Below are 13,237 nucleotides of genomic sequence, written 5' to 3' on the forward strand. Positions count from 1 at the left end.
GTCACCAGAAGGGGTATCTGTGCAGGTCACGAGCGTCGGACACGCCGGCTTCCGTATCGACACCAAGGCCGGGAGCATCCTGTGTGACCCGTGGGTCAACCCGGCGTACTTCGCCTCCTGGTTCCCCTTCCCCGACAACAGCGGTCTGGACTGGGCGGCGCTCGGCGACGTGGACTACCTCTACGTCTCCCACCTGCACAAGGACCACTTCGATCCGCGGAACCTGACCGAGCACGTCAACAAGGACGCCGTCGTGCTGCTGCCGGACTTCCCCGTGCCCGATCTGCGGCGCGAGCTCGAGAAGCTGGGATTCCACCGCTTCTTCGAGACGACGGATTCGGTCAAGCACCGGGTCAGCGGGCCCAAGGGTGATCTGGACGTGATGGTCATCGCGCTGCGAGCTCCCGCCGACGGGCCCATCGGCGACTCGGGCCTCGTGGTCGATGACGGCGAGACGGTCGCATTCAACATGAACGACGCCCGGCCCGTGGATCTCGACGTCCTGAATGCCGACTTCGGGCAGATCGATGTGCACATGCTGCAGTACTCCGGGGCGATCTGGTACCCGATGGTCTACGACATGCCCGCCCGGGCCAAGGAGTCGTTCGGCATCCAGAAGCGCCAGCGCCAGATGGACCGCTGCCGGCAGTACATCACCCAGGTCGGTGCGACCTGGGTGATCCCGTCGGCGGGTCCCCCGTGCTTCCTCGACGACGAGCTTCGTGACCTCAACGACGACCACGGCGATCCGGCCAACATCTTTCCCGACCAGGTGGTCTTCCTGGACCAGATGCAGCTCCACGGCCACGACGGTGGCCTGCTGATGATGCCCGGCACCACCGCGGATTTCACCGGCTCCCAACTCGATTCGCTCGCCCACCCGATCCCCGACGACGACGTGCGCGCCATCTTCACCACCGGCAAGGCCGACTACATCGCGGCGTACGCCGACCGGATGGCGCCGGTGATCGCCGCGGAGAAGGCGGCTTGGGCGGGCGCAGCCGGAGAGCCCCTGCTGGAACCGCTGCGGGATCTGTTCGAACCGATCATGCTCGCCGGCGATCAGATCTGTGACGGCATCGGCTACCCGGTCGAGCTCCGACTCGGGGACGAGACCGTGGTCTTGGATTTCCCGAAACGAGCTGTGCGCGAGGCGATCCCGGACGAGAAGTTCCGTTACGGCTTCGCGATCGCACCGGAGCTGGTGCGTACCGTCGTCCGTGATCGGGAGCCCGACTGGGTGAACACGATCTTCCTGTCCACCCGTTTCAAGGCGTGGCGGGTCGGCGGGTACAACGAGTACCTGTACACGTTCTTCAAGTGTCTGACCGACGAGCGGATCGCCTACGCCGACGGCTGGTTCGCCGAGACACACGATGACAGCGCATCGATCACGTTGGACGGCTGGGAGATCCAGCGTCGCTGCCCGCATCTGAAGGCCGATCTCTCGAAGTTCGGCGTCGTGGAGGGCACGACGCTGACCTGCAACCTGCACGGCTGGCAGTGGAACCTGCAGAACGGCAGGTGCCTGACCACCAGAGGCCACGAACTCCGGTCCGCGAAGCTGTGACCACCACGCCGAGGTTCTACGACGACGGCCTGATCCAGCTGGATCAGGAGGCGCTGACGCTGCGCCGCTATCACTTCCCGTCGGGAACGTCGAAGATCATCCGGTTGCGTGACATCCGCGGCTACCGCACCAGCCCGCTCGGACTGTTCCTGGATCGGTTCCGCATCTGGGGCACCTCTGATCTGAAGCGGTGGCTGCCCCTGGACGTCCGGCGGCCACTGAAGTCCACGCTGGTGACCCTCGATGTACCCGGGTCCTTCCCGGATCCGGCGTGCACCCCCATGCGGCCGACAGAGTTCGTCGACCTCCTGGAGGACCTGTTGACGCAGTCGCGGTAGCCGGGCTCACCGCTCCCGCAGGACGGTGGCCTCCAGCGCCCGCTGGACCTGACGCATCGCTGTGCGGCCTGCGACGCTCGCCGCTCGCCGGACCGCGTTCGGCGGATCGGGCGTGCGCACCCGCACCGCGTCGCCGACGCGTACCACCCCGGGTGTGGCGACGTCGGCGTAGACGCCGAGGAATCGCTGCGTGGCCTCGGCCAGCCTGCGGGTCAGTGCACGATCGAGTTCGAGCCCGGGCTGCGGACGGGTGGGCACCACACATCTGATGGTCGGGTTGGTGATCCGCAGTGCCGCCGAACCGAATTCGACGTCGCCGCCGACCCAGCCCGCTTCGGGATACCCGTCTCCCGCCTCGTCGAGTGCCACCAGCACGTTGGGCCGGAACCGGCGCACGTCATAAGGCACACCGTCGGCGGAGAGAGTCGCCAGGCTGGTGGTGCTGACGACGTGCACCGGGCTCAGATCCACGAAGGTGCCCGGCGGGGTGGCGAATCGGGCCAGGGTCAGCATCTGCCTGGTCGTGAACACCGACGTGTCGGGCAGCGCTTCCTGATCGGACAGGCCGAAGTCCCGGCGCACCTCGGTCGGCGAGTAGTTGGCGCGGGTCTGCTGCACCGACAACCGGTGCAGGCTGGTGTCGGAGCTCGGCGGAAGGGCCGTCAGCCGTACCTCGCGTCCCACCAGATCCGACAGTGCTTGATCGATTTCGCCACCGCCACTGGCTAATTCGGTGCCGTCCGGCATGGTGACGATCACCTCGGGCACATTGCCCGGGCCGGCGTCAGGACCGGGAGCGAGCGCATAGCGGGCCGAACAGCCGAGCAGCTTGGGGAGCCTGCGCGCGGAGGCCGTGATGTTCTGCTCGAGGTCGCGGACCGCCCACAGCCTGTCGGCGTGCACCCCGCGTCGATCGATGCGTACCTCGTCGACCGGCGAGCCGCCCATCGACTTGACCGGGAACCGCCAGAGCTGCACCACCGAACCGCTCATGACGACTTCATCCCGAAACCGTCTGCCGCAGCTCGGAGTACGCATCGCTTGCGGTGTCGTACACCCGCACGACGGCCTGATCGCCGGGCTGCAGATAGGTGGATTCGCCCAGTGGCGTGTACCGGGTGGCGCCGATGCCGATCAACAGCTTCGTCGGGTGACCGCTGGCGACCATCAGGGCCCCGACATCCTCCAGAGGAGTGTCGGCGGAACCCTTCTGGTGGGCCAGCCGGTCGACGATCCAGTCCAGCAGTACCTCGCCGTAGTACGAGTAGCCCAGCAGCGGGCTGTCCACCCCGTACTCGTGCTGCTGACCGTCGGCGGTGAGCAGATGGCAGACCAGCCGCAGCGTGGCGGTGGGACCGTCGGGGGTGAGGTCGCTGACGTCGAAGAACTGCCGCGCAACACCTTTCGACGCCGGACCCCAGTTCTTCTTGTGGCTGATCTTGGGCGCGTTCGGCCGCCGTATGGAGCAGTCGTTGAACGCACCGAGGGCAAACGGCTGCAACGACGCCACGGTGTCACCGGCCCACTTGACCTCGCACGCCAGCCCGACCTCGGGTTCGATCTGCAGGTTCAGCGGAGTGTCGCTGGCGGGCAGCCTGATCGTGTCGTGCGACAGCGGGAACTCCCCGAGGAAGCTGTCGTGTCCCGGTGCGTACCACGGGAAGATGCCCTTGGGAGCCGACCCCTCGGAGCTGACGTTCACAAAATCGGCGGCCTCGCCGGCCTGCTCGAGGTGCCCGGCGAAGTTGCCCGCGACACCGAAACCGAACCACGTCCGCAGCTCGTCGTCGTCCAGTTCGATCACATCGATCATGTTGTCCTCCCGGGTTCGAGCACGGCGGTTCCGACGTAGGGCACCAGCGCTTCGGGTACCCGCACGCTGCCGTCGGGCTGCTGGTGGTTCTCGAGGATCGCCACCAGCCACCGCGTGGTGGCCAGGGTTCCGTTCAGCGTCGCTGCGGTCTGCGGTTTGCCGTTCTCGTCGCGGTAGCGCACCGCCAGCCGCCGCGCCTGGAACGTGGTGCAGTTCGAGGTCGACGTCAGCTCGCGGTAGGTGCCCTGCGTCGGCACCCAGGCCTCGCAGTCGAACTTCCGCGCCGCCGACGATCCGAGGTCGCCTGCCGCGATGTCGATGACGCGGTACGGCACCTCGATGTGGGCGAGCATCTGGCGCTGCCAGCCGAGCAGACGCTGGTGCTCGGCTTCGGCGTCCTCCGGTCGGCAGTAGACGAAGCCCTCGACCTTGTCGAACTGGTGCACGCGGATGATGCCCCTGGTGTCCTTGCCGTAGCTGCCCGCCTCGCGCCGGAAGCAGGTCGACCAGCCGGCGTAGCGCTTCGGCGCCTGCGACAGGTCGAGGATCTCGTCGGCGTGGAAGCCGGCCAGCGGCACCTCGGAGGTGCCGACGAGGTACAGGTCGTCCTCCTCGAGGTGATACACCTCGTCGGCGTGGGCGCCCAGGAAGCCGGTGCCCTGCATCACCTCGGGCCGCACCAGCACCGGCGGGATGACGAGGGTGAATCCGTTGTCCACGGCGACGCGCACCGCGAGCTGGAACAGCCCCAGCTGGAGCAGCGCACCGGCGCCGGTGAGGAAGTAGAACCGGGAGCCGGACACCTTCGCGCCGCGTTCCATGTCGATGAGCCCCAGCGACTCGCCCAGCTCGAGGTGGTCCTTCGGGTTCTCGAGCGTAGGCGGCTCCCCGACGGTGTCCAGCACCACGAAGTCGTCTTCGCCACCGGCGGGCACGCCGTCGATGATGACGTTCGAGATCGCCATATGGGCTGCGGTGTAGGACTTCTCGGCCTCGGCCTGGGCCGCCTCGGCGGCCTTGACCCGCTCGGCGAGGTCCTTTGCGGTGGCCAGCAGTGCCGGTCGCTCGTCGGGCGCTGCCTTGCCGACCAGCTTGCTGGCCGCCTTCTGTTCGGCGCGCAGGTTGTCGGCGGCAGAGATGGCGGAGCGTCGCGCAGCGTCGGCCTCGGCCAGCACGTCGACGAGGCCCGGATCTTCACCGCGGGCCTGTTGTGATGCACGCACCGCAGCGGGGTTTTCTCGCAGCACCTTCAGGTCGATCACGGGCAAAACCCTACGTGGTGGTCGGAGCGTCCGGCACAGGCGCAACATTCGCCGCTGCCGCGACACAGCCCCATAACGTTACAACTGCATCACTTGTCACAGCACCCGACACGCCTGTCACAATGGAGCAGATGTCGCAGGCACCCGAACACCCAGAGGGCGGCTCGACACCGGGCGAGAAGGCTTGGTGGCGGAGCTTCCAAGCCGAGTCGACCCGTCGTGCGCTGCTTCTCACCGCGCTCGGCGGGCTACTGATCGCCGGGGTGATCACGGCACTGCCCCAGTCGGATCGGACCGGCAGCCTCACCGCCAACTCCATCTCACTGGGTCCCCGCGGCAACGACACCTTCGACCACGCCAAGAGCGGCGACTGCCTCAACTGGCCGGACCGCACACCCGATGCGGCGGAGATCGTCGACTGCACCACCGAGCACCGGTTCGAGGTCGCGGAGTCGGTCGACATGCGCACGTTCCCCGGCAGCGAGTACGGGCCCGATGCGGCGCCGCCGTCCGCCGCGCGTATCCAGCAGATCAGCCAGGAGCAGTGTTCGGCGGCCGTGAAGCGCTACCTCGGCCCCCGCTTCGACCCACAGAGCAAGTTCACCGTCAGCATGCTGTGGTCCGGTGACAAGGCGTGGCGACAGTCGGGCGAGCGCAGGATGCTCTGCGGCCTGCAACTGCCGGGCCCCAACAACCAGCAGCTGCCGTTCACCGGCAGGGTCGCCGAGATCGACCAGTCGAAGGTGTGGGCGCCGGGCACGTGCCTGGGCATCGACCCGGCGACCAACCAGCCGACCGATATCCCGGTCGACTGTGCGGCGCCGCACGCCATGGAGGTGACCGGCGCGGTCAACCTCGCCGAACGATTCCCCGACGGACTCCCGGCCGAGGCGGAGCAGGACTCGTTCATCAAGGACACGTGCACCCGGATGACGGATGCGTACCTGGCGCCGATCCAGCTGCGCAACACCACGCTGACGCTGATCTACAGCACCGTGTCGCTGCCCAGTTGGGCGGCGGGCAGCCATCAGGTGTCGTGCAGCATCGGCGCGACCCTGGGCAACGGCGGGTGGTCGACGCTGTTGAACAGCGCCAAGGGTCCGCTGATGATCAACGGTCAGCCGCCGGTGCCGCCCCCGGACATCCCCGAGGAACGCCTCAACCTGCCGCCGATCCCGATGCCCGACTTCCCGAACGAGTCGTCGTCGCAGTCCACCGGGTCCTCGGGGTCCAGCAGCTCCTCGGGATCGACCTACGACGACGGCCAGGACGACCAGACCCAGCACATGCCGCAGCAGTCGCCCAGCACCGGTACCGCCGACACCGAACAGGAGCCGCCGGCGGACACCGCCCCGCCGTCGGGGAACACGTTCCTCAATGGACCGCCTCCGCCGCCACCCGCCCCGCCCGGGGTGCCGCCGCCACCGGCCCCGGGTGCACCGCCGCCCGGTCAGCCGGCCGGGCCGCCGCCTGAGCTGCCCCCGCCACCGCCGCCGCCACCCGGGATCTAGCCCGTGACCGTGCGGATGACCCCGCAACGGTTCGACGAGTTGGTCGGTGACGCGCTCGACCTCATTCCGTCCGAGCTGGCGCGGGCGATCGACAACGTGGTGATCCTGGTTGCCCCGCGAAACGACGAAGAGCCGGACCTGCTCGGTCTGTACGAGGGCATCGCGTTGACCGAACGGGATTCGTCGTACGGCGGTTCGCTGCCGGACACGATCACGATCTACCGGGACGCACTGCTCGACGTGTGCGGCAGCCCCGAAGAGGTGGTCGAGGAGGTGGCCGTCACGGTGATCCACGAGATCGCCCACCACTTCGGCATCGACGACGACCGGCTCCACGAGTTGGGTTGGGCCTGACACACACCCGAGGCGGCCTCTACGCGCGGCAACCCGAAGTCGTCGGTACGGAGTGCTATGAACGGGTCATGACCCGTGAATGCCGTGCCTGCCGCGCAGGCCTGGAGCACTGCCACGGTGCACTCATTCACCACGCCTTCCGGCGCGCCGAATGCACCGAGGACGAGTGCCTGGCCGCTTCGGGTGAGCACTCCATGCACCTCGACTGCACTGCCGTGGGCTGTATGTGCGACCAGCTCGAATCAGTGGTCGTCTCAGCCCATCGGCTCGGCTGAGCGCCTCGAGTCGTCGACACCGGTCGGCGTCGGCGTGACACCGAACGGTGGGGTCAGCGCTCCCCACTGCACGCAGCTCCATCGGCCATCGGTGATCGGGGCGAGGACCACCGATTCGGTGTTCGCGAGGTGATGGTCGATGGCAAACGCGCCGTCGACACCCGCGAGCACCGCGGAGACGAGCCGGATGGCTGCGCCGTGGCTGACCACCACGATGTCACCGGGGAACGCGTCGTCGTCGAGATAACGCAGCCGTAGCTGTTCGAGCACCGGCAGGTAGCGGTCGAGAACCTGGTGCGCGCTCTCACCACCGGGAAGGGGCACGCTGAGCTCACCGCCGTGCCAGCGCCGGTAGATCCCGTTGAACTCGTCGTGTGCGGCTTCGTCGCTGCGATTCTCCAGGTCGCCGACCTGAACCTCGTGAATGCCCTCGAACTCGTGCAATCCGGCGGCCGGGGCTGCGCTGATAAGGTCGGATATCTCCGATGCGGTCTGCACGGCGCGGGTGGCGATCGAGTGGGCGATCATCGCCGGCGGGCGCGGCAGGGCCCGGGCGAAGGCCCTCGCCTGATCACGTCCGAGATCGGTCAGTTCGGCCCCGGGCGGGCGGGTGTCGAGGCGACGGTCGACGTTGCCGTGCGTCTGTCCGTGCCGCACCAGCACCAACCGGCCGCTCACGGCCGGCCCTTCCGCATCCGCTCCAGCCACTCGGCCGATTCGTCCATCGGCGGTGGCGTCGCCCCGACCACCTCGCCCGTCGGCCACGAGCCCAGATAGCGGACCTCGGCACACCGGCGGTGCAGCGCCCGAAGCGCCTCGGCGACGGAGTCGTCGTCGATGTGTCCGACGAAGTCCAGGAAGAAGACGTAGGTGCCGAGTTCGGTGCGGGTGGGCCGGGACTCGATGCGGGTGAGGTCGATGTCGCGGATGGCCAACTCCGTCATGGCCGACACCAGCGCGCCCGGCACGTTGGCCACCCGCAACGCCACCGATGTCCGGTCCGCGCCCGTGCGCTTCGGCGGCACAGCGGGCGCTCCGACGAGAACGAACCTCGTTCGGGCGTTGGGCTCGTCGACGACACCGTCGGCGAGGGTGTCCAGCCCGTAGTGTTGCGCGGCCAGCGCGGTGCTGACCGCTGCGTCCGCCGTCCCGGCCGCGACGTCCTGGGCCGCGGCGGCATTCGAATTGGCCGCGACGAGTTGGGCTTTGGGCAGATGGTCGGACAGCCAGCACCTGACCTGGGCGGCGGCGACCGGGAACGCCGCCACGGTGCGCACGTCTGATTCCGCAGTCCCCGGGCGGACCGCGATCGAGAAGGCCACGTCCAGGGTCAACTCGGCGTAGATCTGCAGTGGCGATCCGTTGGCGAGGCTGTCCAGTGTCGGTGTCACCGATCCGTCGATCGAGTTCTCGATCGGCACACACGCGAACTCGGCATCGCCGGCGCGGACGGCAGCCAGGGCGGCAGGGGTGCTGTCCGTGGCGATCGGCGTGACCTCCCCACTGCCGGCGGTGCCGGAACCGCCGGTCGGTGGGATCAGGCCGTGGTCGGCGATGGCGCGCAGGGCCGCCTCGGTGAACGTTCCTTGGGGGCCGAGATACGTGATGCCAGGCACCTCGCCAGCGTATCGGTTCGCTGCGGTAATCCCATTCCGCTGCGGGAAAGCCTTGCGCGGTCGACCGGCAACTAGTTAAGTTAGGCTCACCTTACCAAGAAGAAAGGTCGCGACATGGTTTCTCCTGCACCGTCCACCGCAGAGCGAATCCGCAGCGCATGCGCACGCGCCGGCGGTGCGATGCTCGCCGTCGAGGGCCTCGACCCCACACCCACGCCGGTACACCACCTGCTCGGCGACGGATCGTTCGCGACCACCGCACCGGTCGACGGAGTGCTCGCCGCGACGGTGGCCTCCGCGGCCGACGAGGGTGTGCAGGCGGTGCTGGAGATGACCGACTACGCGCCCCTGCCACTGCGGGAACCGGTTCGATCGCTCGTCTGGATCCAGGGCAGGCTCCGCGAGGTCCCGATGGATGCGGTCGCCGGCCTGCTCGACCTGATCGCGGCGTCGGACCCCAACCCGGCCCTGCTGCAGGTCGATTCCGAGCTCTCGAGCGCAGCAGGCGAGACCCGCTACGCGCTGATGCGCCTCGAGATCGAATCCGTCGTGGTCGCCGACGCGACCGGCGCCGAGTCCGTCGCCCTCGGCGCACTGCTGGGAGCGAGCCCGGATCCGTTCTGCGCCATGGAGTCCTGCTGGCTGCAGCACATGGAGTCCGCGCATCGCGATGTCGTCGATCGACTGGCCGATCGGCTTCCCACGGCACTGCGCCGCGGCCGGGTCCGTCCGCTGGGGCTTGATCGCTACGGTGTGCAGCTACGGGTGGAAGGCGATGACGGCGACCACGACGTCCGGCTTCCGTTCGCCAAGCCGGTCGACGATGTGACCGGCCTCAGCCAGGCGATCCGGGTGCTGATGGGTTGCCCATTCCTCAACGGGCTTCGCGCACGCGGCGTCTGAGCGCGCCGGTGACCTCCGGACCCGGCTACCGTGGCTGCGGTGACCGGCCCCGAAGATGAACTCACCGATGTGCAGCGACGTGCGCTGCGCATCGAGATCGCCGTCGTCCTGGCAGTCACGTTCGGCCTCAGCGCGTACACCGCGCTGCTCAGCCTCATCGAGAGTGTGCTCGTCGGGCTGTCCGGTCAGACCGTGGCACTCAATCCACAGCGCTCCCGGTTCGGCCTCATCGACCTCGGACTGAACCTGGCCAGCGTGTTCCAGCTGCTGGCTTGGGGAGCGCTGGCGGTATACCTGCTGTGGCGCAGCGGATTCGGCTCGTCACAGGTCGGCCTCGGACGGATTCGCTGGCGGGCCGATGTTCTCGGTGGGATCGGGCTGGCCACCCTCATCGGCGTCCCAGGCCTGGCGCTCTACCAGGTCGCCCGAATTCTCGGGGCCAACGCCTCGGTGGAGCCTGCCGAACTGAACGACACCTGGTGGCGCATCCCGGTGTTGCTACTGCTGGCCTTCGGCAACGGGTGGGCCGAGGAAGTCATCGTCGTCGGGTTCCTGCTCACCCGGTTGCGTCAACTGCGGGTGAACCCGTGGGTCGCCCTGGCCGTTTCGAGCCTGCTCCGCGGCCTCTATCACCTCTACCAGGGATTCGGCGCAGGGCTGGGCAACGTCGCGATGGGGCTGGTGTTCGGCTACGTCTGGCAGCGCACCGGCCGGTTGTGGCCGCTGATCATCGCCCACGCCCTGATCGATGTCGTCGCGTTCGTCGGTTATTCGCTGCTCGCCGCTCACCTCGGCTGGCTCCGGTAGGACGTACATTCTTGCTGTGACCGACAAGCGGCCGCCTCGACCGGGGCCGACACCGCCTCCTCCACAGGGAAGAGCGCCGGGTCGCCGCGAGCCGCCGCCTGCGCTCCGGCGCGACCCGAACTACCGGCCTGCCTGGCCACCCAACCCGGTGACCCCGCCGCGCCGGCCACCTCCCCCGCCACGTCAGGCACCTCCGCGTCAGGCACCGCCGCGTCGGCCACCTCCACCCCCGCCGCGTCAGGCACCTCCGCCCTCGCGCAGACCCGCTCCCACGCCCTCGGCGCGGGTCGTCCCGCCACCCGTCGCCCCCGCGCGTCCACGAAAGAAACCCCGCCGCGTGCGCCGCGCGCTGCGCATCATCGGGATGGTGCTGCTGCTGCTCGTGACGGCGACCGTCGCCGCAGGTATCTGGGTGGAGACGTCACTGACCCGCATCCCCGCCCTCGTCGACTATCCCGGCCGGCCCGCGCAGGGTGCCGGCACCACCTGGCTGCTCGTCGGTTCCGACGGCCGCGAGAACCTCTCACCCGAGCAGCAGGCCGAGCTGGCCACCGGAGGCGATCTGGGCGCCAGTCGCACCGACACCATCATGCTCGTGCATCTGCCCGGATTCGGCTCCAGCACCCCGGCCACGTTGGTCTCCATCCCGCGTGACTCCTACGTCCCGATACCCGACTACGGCAGCGACAAGATCAACGCCGCCTTCTCGATCGGCGGGGCCCCGCTGCTCGCCCAGACCGTGGAGCAGGCCACCGGGCTCCGTGTCGACCACTACGCCGAGGTCGGCTTCGCCGGGTTCGCGGGACTCGTCGACGCCGTGGGCGGCGTGACCATGTGCCCCGCCGAGCCGATCAGCGACCCGCTGGCCGGCATCGACCTGCCCGCCGGCTGCCAGCAGCTCGACGGCCGCTCCGCGCTGGGCTTCGTGCGCAGCCGCGCCACTCCGCGGGCCGACCTGGATCGGATGACCAACCAGCGTGAGTTCATGTCGGCGCTCGTCCAGCGCGTCGCGAGCCCCGCAGTCGTCCTCAACCCACTGCGCTGGTATCCGATGGCCCGCGCTGCCGGCGACACCGTCACCGTCGACGACGGCGACCACCTCTGGGACCTCGTCCGACTGGGGTGGGCGTTGCGCGGGGACTCGACCAGAACCGTCACCGTGCCGATCGGCGAATTCACCGACAACGGTTCCGGCTCGATCGTGGTGTGGGACAGCGAGGCGGCGCAGCGCCTGTTCTCTGCGCTGGCCTCGGACACAGCCATCCCGCAAGACGTGCTCGACGCCGCCAACCCGTAGCTATCAGCAAACTCAATCGCAGCTGCGCAATGGATGTTGCAGCGCCTCGCCTTACTTAGGACATGCTGACCTCTGTTAGGTCGACCTTGGCTGAAAATAGCCGCTGAGCTGGTCTATCCTTGCGACATGACGATCACAGACACGCTCGACACGAAGTTCCACGGACTGCTTCACGACCAGGTCCGCAGCGAACTCAGCGCGTCGCAGCAGTACCTCGCGATCGGGGTCTATTTCGACGGTGCGGATCTGCCCCAGCTGGCCAGGCTCTTCTACCGGCAGTCGGTCGAGGAGCGCAATCACGCGCTGATGCTCGTGCAGTACTTCATCGACCGCGGGGTGCCCGTCGAGATCCCGGCGATCGACCCGGTGCGCAATCACTTCGAATCACCCCGCGACGCCATCGGCCTCGCACTGGACCTGGAGCGCTCGGTCACCGAACAGTTCAGCCGGCTGGCCGGCACCGCCCGCGACGAAGGCGACTACCTCGGCGAGCAGTTCGTCCAGTGGTTCCTCAAGGAACAGGTCGAAGAAGTCGCGCTGATGACCACGCTGGTGCGGATCGCTGACCGTGCCGGGGCCGACCTGTTCCATCTCGAGGATTTTGTCGCTCGCGAGATTCCCTCGGCCTCAAGCGATTCCACTGCACCGAAGACCGCAGGCGGCGCCCTCTAATCGCGATCGGCGCCCGTCAGCCCGTTCTGCAGCCACACCTTGGTGCGGCCCGGATGATTGGTCGCGATCCATGCCACCCCGATGTCTCGGCAGTACTGCACGTCCTCGTAGTGGTCGACGGTCCAGCAGTACAGGGCACGCCCCTGGGCGGCCGCCCGGTCCACCAACTCCGGGTGCTCGCGCAGCGTAGCGATCGACGGACCGACCGCAGTCGCGCCGACCGTCGTGGCCGCGCCGCCACCCAGGTAGCGCGACGTCTCACCGAGCAGGACGGTCGGCAGCATCGGTGCGGCGCGCCGGATCCGCCACACGGCGGCCGCGGAGAAGGACATCACCACGGCCCGTGACAGGTCGGCCGACGCCGGCGACGCGATGCCGTAGCGATGCAGCAGCGCCAGCACTTTGCTCTCGACCAGTGCGCCGTAGCGGACCGGATGCTTGGTTTCGATGAACATCTTGACCGGCCGATTCCAGTCCAGCACCAGCGTGACCAGATCCTCGAGGGTCAGCAGGCCGGTGTCGCCCTGGCTGCCGTCGCCGCGCCGGCTCGGGTGCCAGGCGCCGTAGTCCAGCTCACGCAGTTGCGCGAGTGTCATCTCGCTGACCAGGCCGGTTCCGGTTGAGGTGCGTTCCAGGCTGCGGTCATGCACACACACGAGGTGACCGTCCTTGGTCAGCCGGACATCACATTCGACGCCGTCGGCTCCCTGCTCGAGAGCCAGCTGATAGGCGGCCCTGGTGTGCTCGGGGCGCTCCGCCGAGGCGCCGCGATGAGCAACTACGAAGGGATGGCTGCCGAGGGTCTCGCCGGAGCTCATA

General features: G+C 68.5%; 14 protein-coding genes. 8 read left to right on the forward strand and 6 right to left on the reverse strand.

Features of this window, described 5'->3' with window-relative positions; genetic code table 11:
- Nucleotides 1-19: 19 nt before the first annotated feature.
- Together ABDC78_RS27350 and ABDC78_RS27355 are read left to right on the forward strand one after the other, a co-directional pair.
- A complete protein-coding gene (locus tag ABDC78_RS27350; protein WP_178359711.1) occupies nucleotides 20-1,570 on the forward strand; it encodes an MBL fold metallo-hydrolase in 1,551 nt (516 codons plus the stop codon).
- On the forward strand, nucleotides 1,567-1,908 hold the full coding sequence (locus tag ABDC78_RS27355; protein WP_178359710.1) for a hypothetical protein: 342 nt from the start codon (nucleotides 1,567-1,569) through the stop codon (nucleotides 1,906-1,908). The genes ABDC78_RS27350 and ABDC78_RS27355 overlap by 4 nt, the downstream gene beginning before the upstream one ends.
- Before the next feature lie 6 nt (nucleotides 1,909-1,914).
- Here ABDC78_RS27355 and ABDC78_RS27360 read toward each other — a convergent pair whose 3' ends face one another.
- The 3 genes from ABDC78_RS27360 to serS are packed head-to-tail and all read right to left on the reverse strand — an operon-like array spanning nucleotide 1,915 to nucleotide 4,983.
- Nucleotides 1,915-2,901, reverse strand: coding sequence for an MOSC domain-containing protein (locus ABDC78_RS27360; RefSeq protein WP_178359709.1), 987 nt, complete (start codon nucleotides 2,899-2,901; stop codon nucleotides 1,915-1,917).
- A 7-nt stretch (nucleotides 2,902-2,908) separates the two neighbouring features.
- Nucleotides 2,909-3,712 (reverse strand): DUF5718 family protein, encoded by an 804-nt coding sequence (locus ABDC78_RS27365; protein WP_178359740.1) that lies wholly within the window; start codon nucleotides 3,710-3,712, stop codon nucleotides 2,909-2,911.
- 5 nt (nucleotides 3,713-3,717) lie between these two features.
- Nucleotides 3,718-4,983 (reverse strand): serine--tRNA ligase, encoded by a 1,266-nt coding sequence (serS, locus tag ABDC78_RS27370; RefSeq protein ID WP_178359708.1) that lies wholly within the window; start codon nucleotides 4,981-4,983, stop codon nucleotides 3,718-3,720.
- Nucleotides 4,984-5,105: 122 nt separating this feature from the next.
- On the opposite strand from serS, the gene ABDC78_RS27375 reads away from it, so the two are divergent.
- Both ABDC78_RS27375 and ABDC78_RS27380 read left to right on the forward strand, forming a co-directional pair.
- Nucleotides 5,106-6,494, forward strand: coding sequence for a septum formation family protein (locus ABDC78_RS27375; protein WP_178359707.1), 1,389 nt, complete (start codon nucleotides 5,106-5,108; stop codon nucleotides 6,492-6,494).
- A 3-nt stretch (nucleotides 6,495-6,497) separates the two neighbouring features.
- Entirely contained in the window at nucleotides 6,498-6,848 is a 351-nt protein-coding gene (locus ABDC78_RS27380; protein ID WP_178359706.1) for a metallopeptidase family protein, read from the forward strand.
- A gap of 254 nt (nucleotides 6,849-7,102) precedes the next feature.
- On the opposite strand, the gene ABDC78_RS27385 is transcribed toward ABDC78_RS27380, so the two are convergent.
- Nucleotides 7,103-7,801 carry a histidine phosphatase family protein gene (locus ABDC78_RS27385; RefSeq protein WP_178359705.1) on the reverse strand — a complete coding sequence of 233 codons (699 nt, stop codon included), beginning with the start codon at nucleotides 7,799-7,801 and terminating at the stop codon, nucleotides 7,103-7,105.
- Complete coding sequence (gene pheA, locus ABDC78_RS27390) at nucleotides 7,798-8,739, reverse strand: prephenate dehydratase (RefSeq protein WP_178359704.1); 942 nt, start codon at nucleotides 8,737-8,739, stop codon at nucleotides 7,798-7,800. Before pheA ends, ABDC78_RS27385 begins: the two co-directional genes overlap by 4 nt.
- A 114-nt stretch (nucleotides 8,740-8,853) precedes the next feature.
- Between pheA and ABDC78_RS27395 the strand changes: the two genes are divergently transcribed.
- The 4 genes from ABDC78_RS27395 (at nucleotide 8,854) to ABDC78_RS27410 (ending at nucleotide 12,418) form a co-directional block, all read left to right on the forward strand.
- Entirely contained in the window at nucleotides 8,854-9,642 is a 789-nt protein-coding gene (locus ABDC78_RS27395) for a DUF2470 domain-containing protein (RefSeq protein ID WP_178359703.1), read from the forward strand.
- Nucleotides 9,643-9,681: 39 nt separating this feature from the next.
- Nucleotides 9,682-10,449: a type II CAAX endopeptidase family protein gene (locus ABDC78_RS27400; protein ID WP_178359702.1), complete on the forward strand. Its 768-nt coding sequence runs from the start codon at nucleotides 9,682-9,684 to the stop codon at nucleotides 10,447-10,449.
- A 148-nt stretch (nucleotides 10,450-10,597) separates the two neighbouring features.
- Nucleotides 10,598-11,746 (forward strand): LCP family protein, encoded by a 1,149-nt coding sequence (locus ABDC78_RS27405; RefSeq protein WP_347133547.1) that lies wholly within the window; start codon nucleotides 10,598-10,600, stop codon nucleotides 11,744-11,746.
- A 126-nt stretch (nucleotides 11,747-11,872) separates the two neighbouring features.
- Nucleotides 11,873-12,418 carry a ferritin gene (locus tag ABDC78_RS27410; protein WP_178359701.1) on the forward strand — a complete coding sequence of 182 codons (546 nt, stop codon included), beginning with the start codon at nucleotides 11,873-11,875 and terminating at the stop codon, nucleotides 12,416-12,418.
- Here the strand turns inward: ABDC78_RS27410 and ABDC78_RS27415 are convergent.
- Nucleotides 12,415-13,236 (reverse strand): glycerophosphodiester phosphodiesterase, encoded by an 822-nt coding sequence (locus ABDC78_RS27415; protein ID WP_178359700.1) that lies wholly within the window; start codon nucleotides 13,234-13,236, stop codon nucleotides 12,415-12,417. The genes ABDC78_RS27410 and ABDC78_RS27415 overlap by 4 nt on opposite strands.
- Nucleotide 13,237: the final 1 nt, after the last annotated feature.

This window comes from Mycobacterium sp. DL, assembly GCF_039729195.1.
Taxonomy (GTDB): Bacteria; Actinomycetota; Actinomycetes; order Mycobacteriales; family Mycobacteriaceae; genus Mycobacterium; species Mycobacterium hippocampi_A.